This is a genomic window from Shewanella ulleungensis (assembly GCF_014648315.1).
In the GTDB taxonomy this organism is placed as follows: domain Bacteria; phylum Pseudomonadota; class Gammaproteobacteria; order Enterobacterales; family Shewanellaceae; genus Shewanella; species Shewanella ulleungensis.
The window spans coordinates 25,319-47,630 of the sequence record NZ_BMQW01000016.1 but is presented as its reverse complement, the minus strand read 5'-3'; the positions used below and the strand labels follow the sequence as shown (position 1 = coordinate 47,630).

19 protein-coding genes are annotated in these 22,312 nt (G+C 41.5%); 11 read left to right on the top strand and 8 right to left on the bottom strand.

What is annotated here, in order from left to right:
• Positions 1 to 261: 261 nt before the first annotated feature.
• A complete protein-coding gene (locus tag IEY40_RS19305; RefSeq protein WP_428848175.1) occupies positions 262 to 810 on the bottom strand; it encodes a YSC84-related protein in 549 nt (182 codons plus the stop codon).
• Between the two features lie 219 nt (positions 811 to 1,029).
• A complete protein-coding gene (locus IEY40_RS19300; RefSeq protein WP_188959139.1) occupies positions 1,030 to 1,422 on the bottom strand; it encodes a nitrous oxide-stimulated promoter family protein in 393 nt (130 codons plus the stop codon).
• A gap of 312 nt (positions 1,423 to 1,734) precedes the next feature.
• Here IEY40_RS19300 and IEY40_RS19295 point away from each other — a divergent pair, with 312 nt between their 5' ends.
• The 7 genes from IEY40_RS19295 (at position 1,735) to IEY40_RS19265 (ending at position 7,412) form a co-directional block, all read left to right on the top strand.
• On the top strand, positions 1,735 to 2,652 hold the full coding sequence (locus IEY40_RS19295) for a hypothetical protein (protein ID WP_188959137.1): 918 nt from the start codon (positions 1,735 to 1,737) through the stop codon (positions 2,650 to 2,652).
• Between the two features lie 144 nt (positions 2,653 to 2,796).
• Complete coding sequence (locus IEY40_RS19290; protein ID WP_188959135.1) at positions 2,797 to 3,138, top strand: hypothetical protein; 342 nt, start codon at positions 2,797 to 2,799, stop codon at positions 3,136 to 3,138.
• The gene (locus IEY40_RS19285) at positions 3,128 to 4,588 is read left to right on the top strand and encodes a protein adenylyltransferase SelO (RefSeq protein WP_188959133.1); all 1,461 of its coding nucleotides are present in this window, start codon (positions 3,128 to 3,130) and stop codon (positions 4,586 to 4,588) included. The genes IEY40_RS19290 and IEY40_RS19285 overlap by 11 nt, the downstream gene beginning before the upstream one ends.
• A gap of 26 nt (positions 4,589 to 4,614) precedes the next feature.
• Positions 4,615 to 4,935 carry a DUF3630 family protein gene (locus IEY40_RS19280; RefSeq protein WP_188959131.1) on the top strand — a complete coding sequence of 107 codons (321 nt, stop codon included), beginning with the start codon at positions 4,615 to 4,617 and terminating at the stop codon, positions 4,933 to 4,935.
• On the top strand, positions 4,928 to 5,929 hold the full coding sequence (locus tag IEY40_RS19275; RefSeq protein ID WP_188959129.1) for a serine/threonine protein kinase: 1,002 nt from the start codon (positions 4,928 to 4,930) through the stop codon (positions 5,927 to 5,929). Before IEY40_RS19280 ends, IEY40_RS19275 begins: the two co-directional genes overlap by 8 nt.
• 141 nt (positions 5,930 to 6,070) lie before the next feature.
• Positions 6,071 to 6,688 carry a thiol:disulfide interchange protein DsbA/DsbL gene (locus IEY40_RS19270; RefSeq protein ID WP_188959127.1) on the top strand — a complete coding sequence of 206 codons (618 nt, stop codon included), beginning with the start codon at positions 6,071 to 6,073 and terminating at the stop codon, positions 6,686 to 6,688.
• A gap of 511 nt (positions 6,689 to 7,199) precedes the next feature.
• Entirely contained in the window at positions 7,200 to 7,412 is a 213-nt protein-coding gene (locus tag IEY40_RS19265) for a DUF1107 family protein (RefSeq protein ID WP_188959125.1), read from the top strand.
• Between the two features lie 10 nt (positions 7,413 to 7,422).
• On the opposite strand, the gene IEY40_RS19260 is transcribed toward IEY40_RS19265, so the two are convergent.
• The gene (locus IEY40_RS19260; protein ID WP_188959122.1) at positions 7,423 to 7,644 is read right to left on the bottom strand and encodes a cell division protein ZapB; all 222 of its coding nucleotides are present in this window, start codon (positions 7,642 to 7,644) and stop codon (positions 7,423 to 7,425) included.
• A gap of 172 nt (positions 7,645 to 7,816) precedes the next feature.
• Here IEY40_RS19260 and IEY40_RS19255 point away from each other — a divergent pair, with 172 nt between their 5' ends.
• Together IEY40_RS19255 and IEY40_RS19250 are read left to right on the top strand one after the other, a co-directional pair.
• On the top strand, positions 7,817 to 8,176 hold the full coding sequence (locus tag IEY40_RS19255) for a RidA family protein (protein WP_188959120.1): 360 nt from the start codon (positions 7,817 to 7,819) through the stop codon (positions 8,174 to 8,176).
• A 199-nt stretch (positions 8,177 to 8,375) separates the two neighbouring features.
• Positions 8,376 to 9,467, top strand: coding sequence for a branched-chain amino acid aminotransferase (locus IEY40_RS19250; protein ID WP_188959118.1), 1,092 nt, complete (start codon positions 8,376 to 8,378; stop codon positions 9,465 to 9,467).
• A gap of 58 nt (positions 9,468 to 9,525) precedes the next feature.
• On the opposite strand, the gene IEY40_RS20280 is transcribed toward IEY40_RS19250, so the two are convergent.
• From IEY40_RS20280 to IEY40_RS19230, 4 genes are all read right to left on the bottom strand, one after another.
• The gene (locus IEY40_RS20280; protein WP_188959152.1) at positions 9,526 to 13,998 is read right to left on the bottom strand and encodes an EAL domain-containing protein; all 4,473 of its coding nucleotides are present in this window, start codon (positions 13,996 to 13,998) and stop codon (positions 9,526 to 9,528) included.
• 240 nt (positions 13,999 to 14,238) lie between these two features.
• The gene (gene yihG, locus IEY40_RS19240) at positions 14,239 to 15,144 is read right to left on the bottom strand and encodes a 1-acylglycerol-3-phosphate O-acyltransferase, YihG family (protein ID WP_188959116.1); all 906 of its coding nucleotides are present in this window, start codon (positions 15,142 to 15,144) and stop codon (positions 14,239 to 14,241) included.
• Between the two features lie 6 nt (positions 15,145 to 15,150).
• Complete coding sequence (gene yihG, locus IEY40_RS19235) at positions 15,151 to 16,047, bottom strand: 1-acylglycerol-3-phosphate O-acyltransferase, YihG family (RefSeq protein WP_188959114.1); 897 nt, start codon at positions 16,045 to 16,047, stop codon at positions 15,151 to 15,153.
• An 80-nt stretch (positions 16,048 to 16,127) separates the two neighbouring features.
• Positions 16,128 to 17,651 carry a YifB family Mg chelatase-like AAA ATPase gene (locus IEY40_RS19230; protein ID WP_188959112.1) on the bottom strand — a complete coding sequence of 508 codons (1,524 nt, stop codon included), beginning with the start codon at positions 17,649 to 17,651 and terminating at the stop codon, positions 16,128 to 16,130.
• Positions 17,652 to 18,118: 467 nt separating this feature from the next.
• On the opposite strand from IEY40_RS19230, the gene paeA reads away from it, so the two are divergent.
• Positions 18,119 to 19,426: a polyamine export protein PaeA gene (paeA, locus tag IEY40_RS19225; protein ID WP_188959110.1), complete on the top strand. Its 1,308-nt coding sequence runs from the start codon at positions 18,119 to 18,121 to the stop codon at positions 19,424 to 19,426.
• 37 nt (positions 19,427 to 19,463) lie between these two features.
• Here the strand turns inward: paeA and ilvY are convergent, their stop codons facing one another.
• Positions 19,464 to 20,336: an HTH-type transcriptional activator IlvY gene (gene ilvY / locus IEY40_RS19220; protein ID WP_188959108.1), complete on the bottom strand. Its 873-nt coding sequence runs from the start codon at positions 20,334 to 20,336 to the stop codon at positions 19,464 to 19,466.
• Positions 20,337 to 20,525: 189 nt separating this feature from the next.
• On the opposite strand from ilvY, the gene ilvC reads away from it, so the two are divergent.
• Entirely contained in the window at positions 20,526 to 22,007 is a 1,482-nt protein-coding gene (gene ilvC, locus IEY40_RS19215; RefSeq protein WP_188959106.1) for a ketol-acid reductoisomerase, read from the top strand.
• Positions 22,008 to 22,312: the final 305 nt, after the last annotated feature.

Below are 22,312 nucleotides of genomic sequence, written 5' to 3'. Positions count from 1 at the left end.
GCAGGCAATAAGTATCAATGAATTTGGGGTTTTAAATAAGTAACCCAATACCAATCAGGTTAGAGTGATCTAGTATGTAAACTGTTTTTTTACAAACAAATTAGCAATATGAATCAACTCACCCAAAACAATTCAGGCTGCCAATGGCAGCCTGAATGATCTATACCCAAACAACCTGAAGATGCTCTGAAACACGTATCTTCAAGTTGATTGAGTATATAAGCTACGAGTAAAACTCGAACTCATTTAAACTCATTTGAGTTACTTAGCATCAAAGGTAAACGACTGGCCTGCTAGGGCTGCTTCAAACATCAATCCGCCTTTAGCTGCGGTGAAAATAGCCATGCCATTTATGTATTTTGCTGCAGCATTATGGTTACTACCTGCTTGGCCAGCGCCTGCAGAATTACCTGTGGTACCAACCTGAGCATTAGCGCCTAAGTTAATTGCCACAGCGGATGCTTGAGCGCTAAATTCAAAACTACCACTGGTAAATTCGTTATAAGCTTTCGCGTCTTTAAAAAAGATAATTTCGCTGTAGGCTTGGCCACCTAATTGAAAACCAATCGATAACTGCGTAAGCGTTGAGTCGCCCATGTGGCTGCCAGCTTGATAAACTCGGCCATTGCCATAAGCGGCACCAATACCTATGCCGCCTTTAGCAACGGTTGGGAAAATAGCATAACCATAAGCTGAATTAAAAAAGTGCTGTGTTTCAGTGGCCTTTTTAAAATTGGTAATAGCTTCGCCATAGGTATCATCATTTGCAAAAGTAGGTAATGAAAAAGCTAAGCTAAATAAAACTAGCATGCTTGAAAGAAAAAGATTTGTTGAACGTTGCATAAATCACCTCATTGACATCATTGTCTCTGTATATCCTTCTAGATTACCAATACCACTAGATAGGCGCGAGTTAATTAACATTTATACTTATGCGCAAGAAGGTTGAGATCTAACAATGTAATTAATATTAGGTGTTGTTGACGCTGTTGGGGGTAACCGTACTAACTAGTATTGAGTTGCCACGTCTTAACTCATTTGACGTTTGCGTTCATGACGATTCGATACACCTTCAGGTGGTAAGCCAGGGGCGGGTTTTCGCTCAGCAAGTAAATGCTTAATTGCCATAATCGGATGAGGCAGTAACATTCTCGGCCCTGCAAATAGCATAATCTCGCGTGCTTTTTGCTTCATGTGGGGCTTATAGCAATGTACCGGACATTTATTGCAGGTTGGCTTCTCTTGACCATACGGGCAGCGGTCTAAGCGGATGTTGGCATAACTTAAAAACTCACTACATTGCTCGCACACACTGTGCGATGGCTTCATCGGGTGATGAGCTTTGCAGTAAATATTGACCATGGCTTCAATGGTGCGAAATTCAAACAGTAGCTTTCCTGTGAGTAATTCAGTTTCGCTCATGGATAATACCTTAGTAATTTAGTCTGGTATTGTGAGTTTATGTGCCTAAATAGTCTCTGACAAATTCCTATTCGCTAATTATGAATTCAAACACAAAACAATGGCTGAGTGTGGCATTGATCGCAAAAATGGCTTAAATGAGCACTTATTTAGCCATAATGGGTAACTTGTTACTGTTTAAAGTCGATAAATACTTGATTTTATAGCGCAGATTGAAATAATAATAACTAGTGCTTAAAAAAACATCGCACTCTATTTAATACAATAGAAATCGCTTATGACTCATGAGTGTGAGTCACATGGAACCCATGCGTGTTTGCGCATAATCAGCAAGGTGGACGCCTAATGCTAATCAAGATCTTTTTAGTTGTCATATTGGTTGTAATTGCCATGTATCTATACAGGCGCACCCAGGTAGTGGCAAAGCAAGAATTAGACAAAAGTACCCGTACCAACAAAGCATCGGAAGCAAAAGCTACGGTCGTTTCGAAAGATGACACCGTGCAATCAGACGTTGTAGATACCCCCGTATCTGTAGCCGATTCACATGAAACTGAAACGACAATCAAGCCAGATAATGATGCCCTAACAGAATCCAAAATCCCTCTGACAGAAGTTGTTGAAGAGCCAGTACTAGATGCTGAGCCAAAAGATGTTGTGCCTGCTAAAGAGCTCGCAACTCAAGCAGAAGCAACGGCAACGGAAGAAGCAAGCACTGAAAAAACTGAGGAGGCTAAAACAACTCCGCCGATTAAAGATGAAGCTCCTGTAGTCGACTCTCAGGTTGAAGCCGACGAAAGCCAAGGGCATCAATTAAGCTTAGCAACAGTAAAAGGCGATTGGGCCAGCGACAGTTTTGTGCAGTTAGTGGATGCAGCAAACACTGCAAGCGATGCTCAAAGTCAACATGATGCGTTAGCGAGCGTGATAAACCATTGCTATAAAATGCGTAAGCAAAGTGATTATTGTCAATATGGCGCCGCTCTTAAGGTGGCTTACCTAGACTTATTCCGTGTTGTATATCAACAACACGTTGCGAATGATAATGCCCAAGACATTAAAGCGCCTGCGTTTATGCAATTATCGACTTTGTTGAATGATATTGGCGAGTTTGGGCAAGCGATTAGTGTATGCCAACAAGCGATTGAATATCACTTAACTGATGGTACTGTAACCGGATTTGAAGGCCGTATTAATCGAATTGAGAAAGCTCAAGCAAAGGTAGGCTAACTCAGTTAATACAGCGTGATAGTTATCGGGTATGATAGCGATAAAGGAAGCGGACTTCGGTCCGCTTTTTTGTATTTTGCATCCTTGAATGAATTTGAGTAATGGATGCTGGTGGTTGATTGATTAAAGATTTGGATAACATTGATGACTTCTACGATAAGCAAATTACTGCTGGCTGCAATTGGTTTAAGTGTGGCAATGGGATGCACGCGTACCCCTGAGTGGACGCTGTTTTACGTTGCTGATAATCCTGAGCATGCCGAAAAGGCGATAGCATCTGCCAACATGGTGCAAACCGATTTTATCTTAGGTTATTTCGATACGCTCGAACAATGCCAATCAAAAGGTACGGGCATGTTACGTTTGCAAGGTTCATCAATGCCGGCAGCGCAAGCTTTTGTGTGCGCTCAACAATGTCAGGTAGACGACAACGAGCAACTGAACTGCCAACGCCAAGTGTTGGGAGGCGCGTTGGATGCGCTTTAAGCAAGACTTTTTTGAGCAATTAGACGGCTTTTATTCGCAAGTCTATCCGCAGGGAATCAGCAATCCGCATTGGCTCGGCTGGAGCGATGATGCCGCTAAACTGATTGGTTTAGATAAGCCAAACGATGACTTGTTAATGCAGCTTTCGGCAAATGCAGCAGCGCCTGGTGCCAGTTATTACGCTCAAGTTTACAGTGGTCATCAGTTTGGCGGATATACTCCAAGGTTAGGTGATGGTCGCTCGATTATTTTAGGTGAAGCAGCTGGGCCTAATGGCGCGTGGGATGTCGCCTTAAAAGGTGGCGGACCAACGCCGTATTCTCGCCAAGGTGATGGCCGAGCGGTGATGCGTTCTGCGGTGCGTGAGTTTTTAGTGTCTGAGGCATTGGCGGCATTATCTGTCCCTACAAGCCGTGCTTTAGCGGTCATTGGATCTGATTTACCAGTATGGCGTGAAAGCCAAGAGACCGCTGCCATTACTGTGCGTTTGGCTAAAAGTCATATTCGCTTTGGCCATTTTGAATATTTTTGTTACAGCGAAAAAGGTGCGCCAGATAAGCTTACTCAATTGCTGAACTTTACCATTACCCAACATTTCCCTCATTTAACTGCTGACGCTGCAGGCTACAAACAATGGTTTGTTGAGGTCGTGCAAGCAACAGCGAAGATGATTGCCCATTGGCAAGCGATTGGTTTTGCCCACGGGGTCATGAATACCGACAATATGTCTATTTTAGGTGACACGTTCGACTTTGGCCCGTTTGCATTTTTAGACTCTTTTAAAGAAGACTTTATCTGTAATCATTCTGATCACGAAGGTCGTTATGCTTTTGGCCAGCAACCTGGCGTGGGATTATGGAATCTAAAGCGCTTAGCGCAAGCTCTTACTCCAATTATTCCGTCTGATGATTTGATCGCTGCGCTAAATACTTATCAGCCGTGTTTAGTAAGCCAATATGTCAGCTTGATGCGGGCAAAGTTAGGCTTGAGTGCCGACAACGATTTGGATAACTCAGCGCAAGAAAAGCAAGATTTGGCGCTAATTAGCCAATTTACCGTAATGCTTGAAAACAACCAACTCGACTACAGTAATAGCTTGCGTAAAATGGGCCTGATAGACATTAGCAGCCAGCATAACCCGCTGCGTGACGATATGTTGAATGTGAGTGAATTTGATAGCTGGTATCAAGTTTACCAAGCCCGAGTGGGGAGTGTGGCCGATGTTGCAGTATGGCAACGGCAGCGTAATCTGCACAATCCGAAATATATTCTACGTAATTACCTTGCCCAAGAAGCGATTATCGACATTGAAGAAAAAGGCGATAACAGCAAGCTGTTAAAACTGCAGCAGCTATTAACTCGCCCCTATGATGAACAACCCGAAATGGACGACTTTGCTAAACGACCACCAGACTGGGGTCAAGGCTTAATTATGTCTTGCAGCAGTTAATTGAATTATTTTACCTGAGTCTTTTTATGAAATTATTGTCTGCTAAATTTGATCCCGACGCGCTGAGTATTGTTATTCAAGCAGAGGTAGATTTTGAACAATTTGAGCGGTTTGCCGAACCTTTAGCGAGCGCGCTTGATTGCGATATTCGTGAACGCCAATGGGGGGCTGATAGGCATCAATGGCTGTTGAATTTTGAAGGTTGTCCTGTGTGGCTACACTACGAGTTTTATGGTGATATTTGCTGGTTATCGGTCGATAACGCTAATGATGTAGATGTATTAGGCTTTTTAGTCAGCTTGCTTACGCCGTATATTCGAACTACCCAAGAAGGTTTACATGGATAATAGCAGTGCAGAGTTTCACTTTCAGGCCTTAACGCCAGATCTTATTTTAGATGCAATTGAAAGTATTGGAATATTTCCTGAAACGGGTTTACTAGCGTTAAACAGCTATGAGAACCGGGTTTATCAGTTCCGCTGTGACCAAGGCTTACGCTATGTGGTTAAGTTTTATCGCCCACAACGTTGGAGTGAAGCTCAGATTCAAGAAGAGCATGATTATGCATTGGCCTTAGCGGCTGAAGATATTCCAATCGCTGTGCCCGTCATTATTGAAACTAAAACCTTATTTGAATTTAAAGGTTATCGCTTTGCATTATTTCCCTCTATTGGTGGGCGCGCATTTGAGGTTGATAATGATGAACAATTAGAGTCAGTAGGGCGTTTTATTGGCCGTATTCATCAATATGCCAGTAAGCAGCCTTTTGTGCATCGAGAGCCGTTAACCCCAGAAATTTTAGGTGATGACGCTTATCGTTATTTACAGGGCAGCGGTATTGTTTCTTCGGGAATGCATGACGCATTTTTTACTGTAGTAGAGCAAGTGCTGACAAAAGCAAAACAGATATGGCAGCAGCACAACTTTGAGACGATTCGCTTACACGGTGATTTACATCCTGGCAATATTTTATGGACACCAGACGGGCCAGGTTTTGTCGATTTAGACGATGCAAGGCAAGGGCCCGCGGTACAAGATATTTGGATGATGCTAACTGGCGATAGGGCGCAGCAATTAATGCAGCTCGACATCTTGATTGATGCTTACCAAGAATTTTGCGATTTTGACAGCAAACAATTGGCGTTAATTGAGCCGTTAAGGGCCTTTAGAATGATTCATTACAATGCATGGTTAACAAAACGTTGGCAAGATCCGGCATTCCCGATGAACTTTCCTTGGTTTGCTGATATCAAGTATTGGGAACAACAAACATTGGCATTTAAAGAGCAGCTAGCGGCATTAAACGAAGCGCCTTTAAGTCTCACCAGCTTTAATAGTTGATTAACATTGATTCATAATCACTATCAGGATGTATTTAGTTACAAATACAATCATGTAGCGATTGAGTTACTGCCTAACGCTGGACTATGATAGTACCAGCGATTTTTTATTAGTATATTTTGCCTATTGAAAGGAAGTGAAATGAAAAAAGCATTATTGATGGCCGCAGCACTACTACTCGCGCCAATGGCAGCGATGGCTGCAGATTATAAAGAAGGTGTTCATTACACTGTGATTAATGAAGGCCCGGAATCAGCTAAGCCAGAAATCACTGAGTTTTTCTCTTTCTATTGTCCACATTGTTTTAACTTTGCTAAAACGGTTGTGCCAAAGATTAAAGCTAACTTGCCTGAAGGCGTTGCGTTTAACCAGTCGCATGTAGATTTTATTGGTCGTGAAATGGGCGTAGAAATGTCACGCGCATTTGCGGTTGCGAAGCAATTAAATGTTGAAGAAAAAATTGAGCCAGCATTATTTAGTGCTATCCATGACAAGCGTCAACAGTTTACCCGTGCAGACGATATCAGAGCGTTATTTATTGCCAATGGCGTAGATGCTAAAGCCTTTGATGCTGCAGCAAGCTCATTTATGGTGAATGCTCAGATGTCAAAAATGAAGCGCGATACTGAAAATTCCAAAATTTCTGGTGTGCCAACGCTGGTTGTTAATGGTAAATACCGTGTAGAAACTAGCTCTATTAAGTCTTATGACGAGCTTATTGATATTGCATTTTATTTGTCAACAATGAATAAAAAGTAAGTTAAACCATTATGACTTTGGCTCTATGATTGAGCAGGAGTGCATTAGACGAAGAGGAGCTTAGGCTCCTTTTTTATTGTCTAAAGATTGGATGGCACCTAATAAGGGAGAGTATTGCAGGCAAAAAAAAACCGTATGTCTATAAAAGACAATACGGTGATGAGTCAAATGACTCTTTTTTACCCTGAGTAACGTCAAGGATATTAACATGGCGTCAAAATATTGGCAAGTGGCATTATATTGTCATAGTTATTTTGTGTGATTTGTCTGAAGATTTGAAAAAGCAACGTTAATGAAACTCTTATTAAATCGTGTTGTCCAACTTTCTGACTGATGTTAATGGTGCTGATAAATTCAGCACTTAAAGAAGTGTCGGTCAGTTTTAGCGCAATACAAATACAGCCGTAATGGTTTGTTGTATAGCGCTAATCTTACTGTATCGCAGGGCTGTTTCGCCCTAATTTAGGTTAATTACATCGTATTATGTGTATTTGCTCTAGGAGGAAACCATATGAGAACGTTCCCTGTTTATGCGCCCAAATTAATTGTTAAGCATGCTAGGATCTTTCTGAGTGGCGTGATTTGGGTAAAAGACTTAGGTTTACTCGAATTTGAAAAAGGACGTTTTTTACAAACAAAAAAAAGCCTGCCAAAAGTGAGGCAGGCGATCAGCGAATTAAATGCCCTGATTGAGGCGCAATCTACGCCGCAGCAATCAGTTTAAAAAGACTCGCTTACATTTCGCTATTCAATAAACCAACAAGGCCGTTGACCTTATCGCTCCAAGAGTTGAGGTCTTGCTGCAATTGTTGGTTTTTTTGTGTCAATTCTTCTTGCTGTAGCACTAGTGCTTCGTTCTTTTGCTTCTCTTCATCAAGCTCCATTTTTAGTAGCTCAATATTTTCAAGAGTTGCCTGGATTTTGGTTTCCAGTTGGGACAATAATTCAAGGCTCATGGGGAGTCCTATACGTTTCTGGATGGAATCCCGATTCTAGCAGTGACAAGGCCTATAGGAATAGCCTTTAAAACTAAGTGGCTAAAAAATATTCAATAAATCAGTCGATATTGTGCTTTATCTAAGATCGCGCTATTTTCATCGACTCACTTACATAATAAAAGCGCGTTTTATGACAATTACCAGACTTGATGTAGGCAACCGAATGAGCAGCATTGTGATTCATAACAATACGGTTTATTTGTGTGGCCAAGTAGCTAAAGACAAACATAGCGACATTACCACGCAAACCATCACCATGCTCGAAGAGGTAGATGGGTTATTAGTACAAGCTGGAAGTCGCCGTGACAATATTTTATCTGCCACTATTTACCTTAAAGATATGGGCGATTACGATGCGATGAACCTAGTTTGGGATAATTGGGTGCCCACAGGTCATGCGCCAGCGAGAGCTTGTGTACAAGCTGCTATTGCAGAGCCAGAATATTTAGTTGAAGTATCTATTGTTGCGGCTATTACGCCTGCAGGGTAATGGCAAAGTAAACAAGACTCGTCGACGTTTGAAGATAAAATAGAGTAATGCACTGACTGTTTGTCTGTTGCAATATGAATAAATATATTGATGCTTGTTACGTTCAATTGACGTATTTTGATTTAGGATCTCAGGCTGTGACTTGACATTAATCTCTAGCCTCCATAGTCTGCAAGCTCAGTTTTTAAGGTGGTATGCAATGGACATAAAATATAATTTAAAATCTGCGTCAGAGCGCCGTACAGAACCGTTTAAACCAGAAGGTGATGTTGGTTTTGGAAAGCTTCGAACTGACCATATGTTTCTAATGGATTATCGTGATGGTCAATGGTGCGATCCGCGCATTGTCCCTTATGGACCGTTTGAAATGGCACCTGGTGCAATGTCGTTGCATTATGGGCAATCTATTTTTGAAGGCGCGAAAGCCTTTATGCACGAAGACGGCGAGATTTATACTTTTCGTTTAAATAAAAATGCGGAGCGCATGAACCGTTCTGCCGATATTGTGTGTATTCCCAATATTGATGAAGCCATGCAGGTTAAGGCGATTAACGCACTTATTGATGCTGACCGTTTGTGGTTCCCGCAACAAGAAGGCGCATGTTTATATATTCGTCCATTTATTTTTGCAACTGAAGACCGCCTATCTGTTAGCCCAAGCCAGCAATATACTTTTTGTGTCATGCTGAGTCCATCGGGTGCTTATTATGCGTCTGGTGTTAATAATGGTATTCGTTTGTTAATCAGTACTAAGTATCACCGTGCGGTCTCTGGTGGAACAGGGGCATCTAAAGCATCGGGTAACTATGCGGCTTCTCTTCGTGCAGGTAAAGCCGCGGCAGAACATGGTGCATCGCAAGTATTGTATTTAGATTCAACCAACACGCAAATTGAAGAAGCGGGTGCAATGAATCACTTCCATATTTTAAAAGATGGTACTGTGATTATTCCAACATTCACTGACACCATTTTAAAATCAATTACCTCTCAGTCTATTATGGAACTAGGAGATATGCTGGGTTGTGAAGTCAGACAAGAAACGGTGATGTTAGATAAATTTATTGCTGATATTGAAGCGGGTGAAATTATTGAAGCGGGTGGTTTTGGTACTGCTGCTGTGGTATCTCCGGTAAGCTCATATATCTTCGAAGATGGTCGTATAGTGACTGTTGGCGACGGTAAGGTCGGTCCAAATATCAAACGTATTTATAAGCTGTTTACTGAGTTACAAAAAGGCCATGTTGCAGCACCACAAGGCTGGGTTAAACGTGTAGAGCGCGTCGCTCCTTAGTTAACCTAACTACGTAAGAGAAAATAAAAGCTCCCAGTGGAGCTTTTATTTTGTCTGCTTAAAGGCTTTTGTCTATGGTAAGTAGTGTTAAGCAATCGCTCGCAGTAAGCGGTTTACTGAGGAGGAACCCCTGCACTTGGTCACAGCCACCATTGCGTAAAAACTCAAGTTGCTCTTGGGTTTCAACTCCTTCTGCTACTACATTCAGTTCAAGACTGTGAGCCAGAGTAATAATTGCGCTGGTAATAGCGGCATCGTCTGGGTCTTCCGTGATGTCACGTACAAATTCACGATCAATTTTTAACGTGTCAATCGGAAAGCGTTTCAAATAACTTAAGCTTGAATAGCCAGTACCAAAGTCATCAATAGCAATGGTTAACCCTAATGCTTTGAGCTTCGATAATACCGCGACTGAATCTTGTGGGTTGCCCATGATCATCGACTCTGTCAGTTCAAGCTCTAATGCTTCAGCGGCTAATCCTGAGACCGCTAGGGCCACTTCTATCGTTGAGATAATATCGGCTTTTAACTGTCTTGCAGATAAGTTCACTGCCACCGAGATATGCTCAAACCCTTGCTGATGCCACAATGCCAGTTGACCGCAGGCTTGGTTAATGGCCCAGTTGCCGATGGGGTTGATTAAGCCTGTCTCTTCAGCTAAGGGAATAAATTCTACTGGTGAAATAGGGCCAAGTTCGGGGCTTTCCCAACGTAATAATGCTTCTAATCCAACAATTCGTTCTGTTTTAACGTCATATTTGGGCTGATAGACGAGGTAAAACTCGTTTTCTTGCAGGGCTTTTTTTAAGCCTGCTTCTAATTGAACGTGACGTGTCGCGTATTGATTGAGCTCTTTGGTATAAAACTGGAAATTATTGCGGCCCAATGACTTAGCATGATACATGGCGGTATCGGCATACTTAATTAATGATGTGGTGTCCTCTGCATCTTCAGGATACAAACTAATCCCAATAGAGGGTGAAATCGTCAGAACTTTATCATCCAATAAAAATGGTGTTTGGAATGCGTGCAGTACTTTTTCAGCAATAATAGTCGCAGCCTTGGTTTTGGCAACACCCTCTAAAATGATGGTAAATTCGTCGCCACCTAAACGGGCTACGGTATCTCCGTCGCGAACCGCATTTTGCAAGCGGTGAGCCACAGCTTTAAGTAATAAATCGCCCACATGATGACCCATTGAATCATTAATGTGTTTAAAGCGGTCAAGATCTAAAAATAGCAATGCGACAATGCTTTCAGCGCGGTGTGCCTTGGTGACAGCCTGGTTTAATCTGTCTTGAAATAACGTACGGTTAGGCAGGCTTGTTAATGGATCAAAATTCGCTAGTACGCGAAGATCCTCTTCTGCTTTTTTACGCGCTGTAATGTCGGTAAATACCGCCACAAAGTGGCTTGTTTCGCCTTTATTGTCGATAACTTGATTGATCTCTAGCCAGGCAAGAATGCCACGACGGTCTCGGGTTCTTATGTTAATTTCGCCCGCCCAGTGCTTGTGTCTTAATAACTGAGTTTCTACTGAGTTATAAAATTCACGTGATTGCTTACCCATGGTTAAAAACAAAAAGTGTTTACCGACAACATCACGATGTTTAAAGCCGGTAATACGACTAAACGCAGGATTGACCGAACGAACTTGATAGTCTAACTCGCCAACGACAACCGCTTCGTTCATACTAAATAACACTTGCGATGATAACTTCAGCTCGTTTTCGGTCAGCTTACGACTGGTGATGTCTTTGTGAGTACCTGCCATTCTGAGTGGTACATTGTTAGTATCACGTTCTACAATTTGCCCTCTGTCTAATAGCCAAGCCCATTTTCCTGGTTGAGTTTCCACTCTATATTCAGCTTCAAAAAACTCACTCTCGCCATTAAGGTGATCATTAAGTAGTTTTTGTACCCGAGGACGATCTTCTGGATGAATATTTTTAATTAATAACTGATCTTTTAATGAAAAGTTCATCGGTTCAACCATATTGGTTCGATAAACTTTATCGTCTTTTATATTCCAATCCCACATCCCGTCGCCAGAGGCCCAAAGGGCTAGTTTTAGGCGTTCTTCAGAGGCGCGAATGCTGCTATCAAATTCACGTTGTTTAGTTTGCTTTTTGCGTCTTGCTGCAATAATCCAAATGATTAACAGCAAGCCTATGGTTGCGTATGCTGCATAAGCCATATGAGTCATATAAATAGGCGGAACGACAGACACACGAACATTGAGGGTATATTTACTGTATTGGTTTGTCCCCAGCGCGTGACGGACTATCAGTGTATATTCACCTGGCGAGAGATTCGTATAGGAAATTTGATTACCTTGAGGCAGTTCTCGCCACTCAGTGTCGAAGCCATCAAGTTTATAACTGAAGCGACTGAGACCTGGGTAGCTGAAGTTTAATGAACCAATTTCAAAACTGATGAGTTGTTTTTCAAACGGCATAACAATATCAGGAGCATGGCTTAAATCGCGGATTGGATATTGAGTTTCACCGATCGTGTATTTGGTTAGTGCAAGCTTGTTTTCAGCTCTATAATTTGGGATTGTGCTTGGATAAAACTGGTTAAGACCATGAATGCCACCAAACCATAATGTGCCGTTAGTCTCTTTAAATTTAGCCGCGCCATTAAATTCATTGGCTTGTAAACCTTCAAATTTATTATATGAGATAAAGCTGTTATTACTTGGCGTAAAGCGTGAAATACCTGAGTTAGTGCTCAACCATAAATCGTGTTCGTCATCTTCTAAAATGGCATACACAGTATTGCTACTATTATCAGCATTAACGTCCATTCGTTCAAATTTAAAGCTACCGTATTCCATGGTCAATTTGTCTATGCCACCATGTGTCGCTATCCAAAAATCTCCGTTGTCGGCCAATAAAAAATCTCTAACACGGTTGTCGCTGAGACTATAAATATTCTCAGGATCGTGATTTAAAAATTCTAGTTTTTGCTCCTCAGGCGATAACCGAACAACGCCACCCATGGTGCCTAACCATAAGTACTCTTGGCTAAAATACAGCTTAATAATTTGATATTTAAACGGTGAAAAGTCTGCCTGAAAACCAAAGTTATAGGCCATCATCCGATTGGTATGTTCAGAAATAAAATACAACCCTAGCGAACTTGCTATCCATAAGCGGTCTTTGTCGTCAAAGGCTAAGCTACGAAACTTTGTGTCGGCACGAAACTGCTCATTTGCTGGTTGTATTTGTGAGAGAGTATTATTGCTGTCTAAGGTAAATAAGCCAATGTTGGTCGCAAACCATAAAACATCCTGCTTATCTTGAACTATGTCATGCACTATAAATGACAATTGTTCAGTAGGGATCGATAAAGCCTCAGCAAATAAATGATTAATATAATGATATTGGTTGTCTTGCGGTGCTAGATATTTTATCCCCGCGCCATCGGTGCCTATCCATAGACGTTGTTGTTTATCACGAAAAATACTGCGCACCATATTGGCCATGCCGGGTGAGTCGGTTTGATAATCGTAATAATGAGTAAAATATTGATGACTTAGGTTGAGTTTATCGATACCCGAGTAACCTGTGCCAATCCAAAGAGTCCCGCTCGCATCTAGCAATAATGTTTGTAACGTATTGGCGCTGATGGTGTTCAAGGCTTGCGGGTTATGTTTATATACCGTGCTATGCCACTGGCCATCTTTAAAGTCGAGTTGAAAAAGTCCGGTATTATTTCCAATCGCAAAAAGCAAGTTGGCATTAACAACAATAAAGTCAGTAATTTTACGGTTGTCACCGTAACTATTGTCTCGCGACCATATTAACTCTTTTTGATGAGTATCAAGATTATAACGCCATATTTGATTGTCGATAGCTAGCCAGACGGAGTAAATGGAACTTGAATGGATTTGGTTAACGACCATTGTTGCAGGAATATCGAGGCGAATAATGGTGTTACTGTCTACGGCAAACGTGCCATTGGCTTGGGTGCCTACGACGATGTATTTATCGTCAACGTTTGCAATACTGACTATATCTGGGGTGATATTGTTACCTAAACTGACCGGAATGATTTTTTCAGTTTTTAACGACAATAAAAATAATCCAGCGCGCGTACCTATCCATAATGTGTCGCCAATGACTGCTAACTTGGTTACTTGGAGCTCGTTTAACCCTTGCTCTTTTTTGAATTGACGAAACTCGCCAGTGTTTAGATTTAAGCGATTGAGCCCGTTATCAAATGTACCTACCCACAAATCACCGTCGGGAGATTGCAAAATATCGGTGATAAAATTGCCTGACATACTCTTTTTATTGTCAGTTTGCTTGAGATAAAGCTCAAAGTCTACGCCATTGTAGCTGTGTAAGCCGTCTTGCGTGCCAATCCACATCATGCCGGCACTGTCCATAAACAGGCGTGTTATTGAGTTTTGATTGAGTTTACCGTCAGTGTTGAAGTGTTCAAACTTAACTTCTGCGAGACCATCGTAGGCATTATCTTGTTGCGCTGAAACAGGCACTGACAATATCAATGTAAGTAACATTATCCAGTGTGTTAAATGCGTGAATGCACGAAAATTCAAATCTCACCTATATATTTATTTTAGCAATATGACGTAAAAATAACCTACATAGCTTAACAGGAAAATACTTATTAAGCCTCGAATTTTCAGTGACTAAGCTTTTACTTAAAAGGAGCATGCAATTAGATTAATGGATATTGATAAAAACTGACAGTTTTATGGCTCTTTGCCGTGTAAAAACACCTTAGACAGTGGCTAATATTATTTTTGTTGATGATGTTGGATCTCATCATCAATAAGCTGGTCCTTTTCGATCCACAACTGATTTAACCAACGTTGAAATACTACTCTAGTGTCAGCATTAGCAAAATAGTCAGTTGAATCAACATGAGGTACGGGTAACACTTCAACGCGCATAACCACTTTTTTAGTTCGTCCATGCATTACGTTGCTTAATACATTTTCTGATGTGTCAGGATAGACCAGAGTGATGTTGAGTAAATTAGTAAATTGCTCACCCATCGCTGACAATGTAAATGCTATACCACTAGCTTTAGGGCGTAATAAATGCTGATAGGGTGAATCTTGGCGTAAGCGTTTTTCTTCAGTAAAGCGGCTACCTTCAACATAATTAATAATTGAAGTGGGTGAATCTTTAAAGCGCTCACATGCCTTACGGGTTGTTTCAAGATCCTTGCCTCTTAGCTTTGGATTCTTTTTAAGTTTTGCCGGGCTGGTCCGGTCCATGAAAGGCATATCGAGTGCCCAGCAACCTAAGCCCATAATAGGCACATATAATAGTTCTTTTTTGAGAAAAAACTTTAACATTGGAATATGGTTACGCAGCACATAGGTTTGTGCTGCGATATCAAACCCACTGACATGATTACTGATAATTAAATACCAGCCGTTTGGATCGAGTTTTTCCAGGCCTGAAATATCCCACTCTATATTGGATATTAGGTACAAAATCCCGCCGTTACATGTCGCCCAAGCCCACATAAAACGGTTCATTATTTGAGTTAATACGCTGCGTATGGCTTTAAAAGGCAACAGCAACTTAATAATACCGCCGACAGTTAACAGTGACCCCCACAAGCTGGTGTTAATAATTAACAGCGTTAAACTGAGTATAAAGAGCACTGGACCAGGTAAAAACGTTAACATGTCTAGTTATGCCTTTTGCTTTGATTCATCAGCAAGTTTTTGCAGCTGCTTGTCTTTATTGACCCAAATTTGATTAAGTTGTTCTTGAAAATTAATTTTGAATTCACGATCTGTTAGGTAGTCGCCGCGCATACTTTGCGGAATATCACTAATACTAATATGCACGTGTACTTCATTGAGCGCACCACAAATATACTGCCAATAGCTAGGTACCTGGTCTGGATAATAAATGGTGACGTTGACTAATTTATTGATGTGTTCGCCCATTGCTGAGAGCGCAAATGCCATGCCGCCAGCTTTAGGTTTTAGAAGGTGCTTAAAGGTTGATTGCTGTTTGTCATGTTTTGCCTGAGTGAAGCGAGTACCTTCGACAAAGTTCATGATACTGACAGGCTTAGTCTTAAACTTTTCGCATGCTTTACGAGTAATTTCAATATCTTTACCTTTCAACTTTGGATTTTTACGCAGTTGGGCTGAGCTATAACGGCGCATAAATGGAAAGTCTAATGCCCACCAAGCCAAACCCAAAATAGGGACATAAATCAATTCTTGTTTAAGAAAAAATTTTAAAAAAGGAATTTTACGGTTAAATACGCGCTGTAAAATGAGAATGTCGACCCAAGATTGGTGGTTAGCAATAACCATGTACCATTCTTGTTCTGAAAACTGTTGATCACCAGTAACGTGAATGCGCATTGGGTGAAAAATCGCTTCAACTACATTATTAACGCTGATCCATGCCGTTGCACAGTTATCAAGAATGTAGCTACAACTTTTTTGAAAAATGCCAATCGGGATAAGCTTAAAGACACTAAATACCAAAATGGGAATAGTCCAAAAAATGGTATTCAGTAAGTAGCATATGAATGCGATGCAGCCTTTGATTTTTGAAAACAACGACATTTCTCTCTCCTATTAAACGGAGAGCTATGTTACTCGTACTCGCAAGATTGCTCAATAAATACAACTGTTAAAAATTGACTTTATTGCTGGTTCAACTTTGCTAATAAGCGGTCCATTGCTCGATAGCCAAGGGCTTGAGCTATGTGACTCCGCTCTATGGTGATCGATTGTTGTAAGTCGGCAATGGTGCGCGACACTCGTTGAATGCGGTGAAAACTGCGAACAGAGAGCCCTAAACTCACCACGCTTTGCTCTAAAAACTCTAAATCTTGTTGGCTAATTTGGCTGTCTTGTTTTAACTGTTTGGGGGTTAACTCGCTATTGAGCACTCCAGCTCGTGCTAGCTGCCTTTCGCGTGCTTGCTTAACGCGCTTTGCAATTTCAACGCTGGTTTCTCCCGGTTGATGCTTTTTAGTTAAGGTACCAGACGGCAGTTTTGGCACGTCGACGGTTAAATCAAATCGGTCTAAAAATGGCCCAGAAAGTCGTGATAAATAACGTTGAATTTGATCTGGGGTCGAACGGGAGCGTTCCGTATCACCACAAGGACTTGGGTTCATGGCGGCAATTAATTGAAAACGGCTTGAAAAAGTAAGCTTTGCGGCGGCTCGTGATATTTCAACTTGACCGGTTTCTAATGGCTCACGTAAACAATCGAGGACTTTTCGAGGAAATTCGGCTATTTCATCTAGAAACAATATACCTCTATGAGCCAATGATATTTCACCTGGTTTTGGGTGACTACCACCGCCAATTAACGCAATTGACGAACAAGTATGGTGTGGCGAACGAAAAGGGCGGTTAAGGAAGTTTTGTGGTTTGATGTGTAAGCCTGCCACTGAGTGAATGGCGGCAACTTCAATGGCTTCATCGTAACTAAGGGCTGGTAATAACGGGATTATTCTGTTGGCAAGCATGCTTTTCCCTGTACCTGGAGGTCCAAGAAACAACATGTTGTGTGAGCCCGCCGCGGCAATTTCTAGTCCCTGTTTGGCTTGATATTGGCCAATGACATCACTCATGCATAATGAATTATCGGTCGGTTGAAGTTCTTCAATCCATTCTGGTTGAGTATCGAGTAGGGGTAATTGAGCTTGGCCATGTAAAAATGCCGCTAGATTTTGTAAGTGGGCGACAAAATAACTTTGGTGATAACCCACAAGCTCTGCTTCGTGGCGGTTATCGATAGGCATAAAAAAATGGTGTTGGTCATTACGCGCGGCAATAATGGCAGGCAATAAGCCAGTGCAAGGACGGATTTGGCCTGACAATGCAAGCTCACCTACAAACTCACATTGTTGCAGTGCTTTGGCTGGTACTTGGTTTGAAGCTGCTAAAATCCCGATAGCAATAGGCAAATCGTAGCGTCCACCTTGTTTTGGTAAGTCTGCCGGCGCGAGGTTAACGGTAATGCGCCGTTGAGGAAATTCGAATCCGGCATTGATCAAGGCGCTTCTTACTCGCTCTTTGGCTTCTTTAACTGAGGCTTCGGGCAAGCCGACTAAATTGAATGCGGGCAAACCATTACTTAAATGAACTTCAACAGTCACTTTAGGTGCTTCAACACCACAACTTGCTCGGGTAAATACACAGGCTATCGCCATGAACAAATCCTTTTGTTTGAATAGTATACAAATGAAGGGATGAGTACAGTCTAGCAGCGCTGGCTGTTTTTGCTGATTTTATAGTGAGCAGGCCGGTAAAGTGAGACAAAATATAATCAATTATGTTAACTAAACCTTGGTTATCTTGTTGGCTTTTGAGTAGAATACGCGCGCTATTCAGCTCGGTCTCTAAACGGTCACGAATTGATGGTATAAAGCCTGCACAGTTGCTCACTTTTTCAATAAAATAGTGACGTTACCTTAGCCCGAATAGCAAATAATGATTGTCTTTATCTTGATAGACATCCTCGACGTAGCCCTCTTGGTATTAACGTCATGACATCATCCAAATATTGACCCAGACAGAATTTATATCCCTTTGTTATCAAACAAAGTTAACTGCTTTATTAGCGAAAATCGCTACCCCATGATGACTTAGTGCTCAGTGCCTAAGATAAAGAGAATGTATGACTATTACTGATAGTTTCTTAATTATATTGTGCCTAATCGGCATAAGTTGTTTTTTTTCGATGTCCGAAATAGCCTTGGCTGCATCACGTAAAATACGTTTGCAAACCATGGCCGATGAAGGAGATGTTCGCGCAAAAAAGGTGCTTAAGTTACAGGCTCATCCAGGAAGCTTTTTTACCGTGGTGCAAATTGGCTTAAACGCAGTTGCTATTATGGGCGGTATTGTCGGAGAATCTGCTTTTCGTCCGTACTTTGAGCAATTATTGATACCCATTTTAGGTAACGAATGGGGCTTACAATTGAGCTTTGCGTGTTCTTTCGTCACGGTGACATCATTATTTATTTTATTTGCTGATCTCATGCCAAAGCGCATAGCGATGGTGATCCCAGAGCAAGTGGCTGTGACGTTTGTAATGCCAATTGTGTTTTGCATTACCGTACTAAAACCTTTTGTATGGATTTTTAATGGTTTAGCAAATGCTATTTTTAAGCTGTTGCAAGTGCCCACCGCGCGTAATGACCAGATTACCCACGATGATATATACGCCATGATGAGCGCTGGCACTGAGGCCGGCATGATGGATAAAGGTGAGCAACAAATGATGGAAAATGTGTTTGAAATGCAGTCGGTTTCTGTGACCTCTGCAATGACAGCACGCGAAAGTCTTGTGTACTTCTTATTGCAAGACACAGAAGAAGACATTAAGCAAAAAATAGCTAAAAACCCACACAATAAGTTTTTAGTTTGTGATGGTCAGTTAGACATGATTAAAGGTTTTGTTGACGCAAAAGAGTTATTAATTCGAGTTATTAATGGCGAAAATATTACCCTTAAAGGCAGTACATTAGTACACAACTGTTTAATTATTCCTGATACGTTAACGTTGTCAGAATCGATGGAGTACTTTAAAAATAGCCGTGCGGATTTTGCCGTAGTCATGAACGAATACGCACTCGTTGTCGGGATTGTGACCACCAATGATTTACAAAGTGCTGTCATGGGAGCGTGGTCTTTACATGAAAGCGAAGAGCAAATTGTCGCTCGCGACGGTAACTCTTGGCTAGTGGATGGTGTAACACCGATTACAGATGTGATGCGCGCATTTAATATTGAAGTATTTCCGCAAAACCAAAACTACGAAACCATTGCTGGTTTTATGATGTATATGCTGCGTAAAATCCCTAAGCGCACAGATTTTGTTAATTATGCCGGCTATAAGTTTGAAGTCGTCGACATTGACTCGTACAAAGTCGACCAATTATTGGTTACCCGTTTAGAAAACGATTCGCCACCGGTACCATAAGCTTTGTTTACATTGATAGATTGATAGAGAAGTCATATCAAATGATCTCAAGAAACGCGCTAATGATTGGATCATTGGTGCGTTTTTCTTTACAACAACAGCCTAATTCAAAGGCGGGAATATCAACCGGCGATGTTAGAGTTTGAATTCGCTCGCGTACCGGGCTGTTGTATATTACCGCATCAGGGCTAATTCCCACGCCACAACCTAATGCAACCATAGACACAATGGCTTCTTGGCCCGACACCTGCGCATAGATATTGGGTTTAATACCCATTTGCTTAAACCATTGATCGATGCGTTTTCTGCCCGGTCCATGGTCTGGCACGATATAGGGCAGTTTTGCCCAGTCGATAACCCCTTGCGAAACCCATTGCTGTACTTGGCAGTGCATCGTTGGCGCAATGACCGAAATTGGCACTCTGTCGATGGGGGTAAAATGCAAGGTATTAGGAAACACTTCAGGCAGCGCGATGATTGCAATATCAGTTCGATTTTTTTGAATTTGAGTTACCGCATTCGCAGGATCACCAGTCGTGAGCTTAATATCCACATGAGGATGTTCACGTCTAAACCGGTCTAGTAACGCTGGTAGGTGACTATATGCTGCGGTCACCGAGCAATATAGGTTGAGATTGCCGCGTAAAAACTGCTGATTGGGATCTATACGACTTCGCAGTTGACTCCATTCTGCTAATGTTTGCTCAGCAAAGCGTTTAAATTCTAATCCAGCATGGGTAATGGTGACACTTCGATTATCACGTTCAAATAATTTACTGCCGACTTCATCTTCTAAGCGCTGTAATGCCCGGCTCAGGGTTGATGGGCTCACGTGTGATTGCTCCGCTGTTTTTGCAAAATGCAAGCTATCACACAGATGTAAGTATAAATTAAGAGATCGAATATCCATAAATAGAGCTTCCGTAAACAGAGATTATTTAACCCAAATAACGACGTTGCGATTTATGCAACATCATATGCCGAATATATCATTTTCAGCAATGAGATGGATAGGCTATAGTCAATTCAATCGCAAAGTTTGAGTATGTATCAAACGCAGTTTGCGTCCCAAATATCTATATTTTAAAGGTGGTATCAGATGGCTAACTATTTTAACTCTCTGAATTTACGTCAACAACTAGCTCAATTAGCACAATGCCGCTTTATGGACCGTACTGAATTCAGTGACGGTTGCCAATACATCAAAGATTGGAACATTGTTATTTTAGGTTGTGGCGCACAAGGTCTTAACCAAGGCTTGAACATGCGTGATTCGGGTCTAAACATTTCTTTTGCCCTTCGCCCTGAAGCCATTACTGAAAAGCGTGCCTCTTGGCAAAAAGCGACCGATAACGGTTTTAAAGTTGGTACATTTGAAGAGCTTGTTCCTGCAGCAGACTTAGTACTTAACTTAACGCCAGATAAGCAACACACCAACGTTGTTAATGCGGTTATGCCGTTAATGAAGCAAGGTTCTACACTAGCATATTCGCATGGTTTCAACATTGTTGAAGAAGGTATGCAAGTTCGTTCAGACATTACTGTGATTATGGTTGCACCAAAGTGCCCAGCCACAGAAGTTCGTGAAGAATACAAACGTGGTTTTGGCGTACCAACATTAATTGCGGTACATCCAGAAAACGATCCAAAAGGTGATGGTTTAGCAATTGCTAAAGCGTATGCAAGTGCGACTGGCGGCGACCGTGCTGGCGTATTAATGTCATCGTTTGTTGCTGAAGTTAAGTCAGATTTAATGGGTGAGCAAACCATTTTATGTGGCATGTTACAAACCGGTGCTATTTTAGGTTATGAGAAAATGGTTGCTGATGGCGTTGAGCCAGCTTATGCAGGCAAACTTATTCAACAAGGTTGGGAAACGGTTACCGAAGCTCTGAAGCACGGTGGTATTACCAACATGATGGATCGTTTATCTAACCCAGCTAAAATCAAAGCATTTGATATGGCTGAAGAGTTAAAAGAGATCCTTAAGCCACTATTTGAAAAGCACATGGACGACATCATCAGCGGTGAGTTTTCTCGCACTATGATGGAAGACTGGGCTAATGATGATGCTAACTTGTTACGTTGGAGAGCTGAAACCAACGAAACCGCATTCGAAAATGCACCTACAACGTCTGAGCACATCGATGAGCAAACGTATTTCGATAAAGGTATTTTCTTAGTGGCGATGATCAAAGCCGGTGTTGAATTAGCATTCGATACCATGGTTGCAGCAGGTATTGTTGAAGAGTCGGCTTATTACGAGTCACTTCATGAAACGCCATTGATTGCTAACACGATTGCTCGTAAGCGTTTATACGAAATGAACGTAGTTATTTCTGATACAGCGGAATATGGTTGTTACCTGTTTAACCATGCAGCGGTACCAATGTTACGTGATTACGTTAAATCGATGTCTTCTGAGTATTTAGGTGCAGGACTTGCTGAAACTTCAAACGGTGTTGATAACCAACGCTTAATTGAAGTAAATGAGCAAATTCGTCATACAGACGTTGAGTTTATCGGTGCAGAATTGCGCGGTTACATGACAGATATGAAACGTATTGTTGAAGCGGGCTAAGTACTTACGTACTTAATTGATGTTGTACCTGTTCAGTGTTTTTGGCTAAAAACATAGCTTAGTTGTCGGACAGGCATCAATCGAAACGACCCAATATTTTTTAAATGGGTCGCTGAAAAAACAAATTGTTAGATTGGGTTCTAGAATTATTTTTTATCGAACTCATGAGTTAAGTTTTTGTTGTTGTTTGCATTGTCTCGGCAGGGAAGCTGATTTTTTTTTACATAGACGATCTTTTAGTTGTGCTTGGTAAATCTTTTATGGTACTTGTTAGTTATACCGTAACGTTTATTGAACATAACCGA

What these genes read in the sequence shown, in the direction of transcription:
- IEY40_RS19305 (WP_428848175.1), bottom strand. Translation starts at nt 810, where the DNA reads ATGCTAGTTTTATTTAGCTTAGCTTTTTCATTACCTACTTTTGCAAAT.
- IEY40_RS19300 (WP_188959139.1), bottom strand. Translation starts at nt 1,422, where the DNA reads ATGAGCGAAACTGAATTACTCACAGGAAAGCTACTGTTTGAATTTCGC.
- IEY40_RS19290 (WP_188959135.1), top strand. Translation starts at nt 2,797, where the DNA reads ATGACTTCTACGATAAGCAAATTACTGCTGGCTGCAATTGGTTTAAGT.
- IEY40_RS19285 (WP_188959133.1), top strand. Translation starts at nt 3,128, where the DNA reads ATGCGCTTTAAGCAAGACTTTTTTGAGCAATTAGACGGCTTTTATTCG.
- IEY40_RS19280 (WP_188959131.1), top strand. Translation starts at nt 4,615, where the DNA reads ATGAAATTATTGTCTGCTAAATTTGATCCCGACGCGCTGAGTATTGTT.
- IEY40_RS19275 (WP_188959129.1), top strand. Translation starts at nt 4,928, where the DNA reads ATGGATAATAGCAGTGCAGAGTTTCACTTTCAGGCCTTAACGCCAGAT.
- IEY40_RS19270 (WP_188959127.1), top strand. Translation starts at nt 6,071, where the DNA reads ATGAAAAAAGCATTATTGATGGCCGCAGCACTACTACTCGCGCCAATG.
- IEY40_RS19265 (WP_188959125.1), top strand. Translation starts at nt 7,200, where the DNA reads ATGAGAACGTTCCCTGTTTATGCGCCCAAATTAATTGTTAAGCATGCT.
- IEY40_RS19260 (WP_188959122.1), bottom strand. Translation starts at nt 7,644, where the DNA reads ATGAGCCTTGAATTATTGTCCCAACTGGAAACCAAAATCCAGGCAACT.
- IEY40_RS19255 (WP_188959120.1), top strand. Translation starts at nt 7,817, where the DNA reads ATGACAATTACCAGACTTGATGTAGGCAACCGAATGAGCAGCATTGTG.
- IEY40_RS19250 (WP_188959118.1), top strand. Translation starts at nt 8,376, where the DNA reads ATGGACATAAAATATAATTTAAAATCTGCGTCAGAGCGCCGTACAGAA.
- IEY40_RS20280 (WP_188959152.1), bottom strand. Translation starts at nt 13,998, where the DNA reads ATGTTACTTACATTGATATTGTCAGTGCCTGTTTCAGCGCAACAAGAT.
- yihG (WP_188959116.1), bottom strand. Translation starts at nt 15,144, where the DNA reads ATGTTAACGTTTTTACCTGGTCCAGTGCTCTTTATACTCAGTTTAACG.
- yihG (WP_188959114.1), bottom strand. Translation starts at nt 16,047, where the DNA reads ATGTCGTTGTTTTCAAAAATCAAAGGCTGCATCGCATTCATATGCTAC.
- IEY40_RS19230 (WP_188959112.1), bottom strand. Translation starts at nt 17,651, where the DNA reads ATGGCGATAGCCTGTGTATTTACCCGAGCAAGTTGTGGTGTTGAAGCA.
- paeA (WP_188959110.1), top strand. Translation starts at nt 18,119, where the DNA reads ATGACTATTACTGATAGTTTCTTAATTATATTGTGCCTAATCGGCATA.
- ilvY (WP_188959108.1), bottom strand. Translation starts at nt 20,336, where the DNA reads ATGGATATTCGATCTCTTAATTTATACTTACATCTGTGTGATAGCTTG.
- ilvC (WP_188959106.1), top strand. Translation starts at nt 20,526, where the DNA reads ATGGCTAACTATTTTAACTCTCTGAATTTACGTCAACAACTAGCTCAA.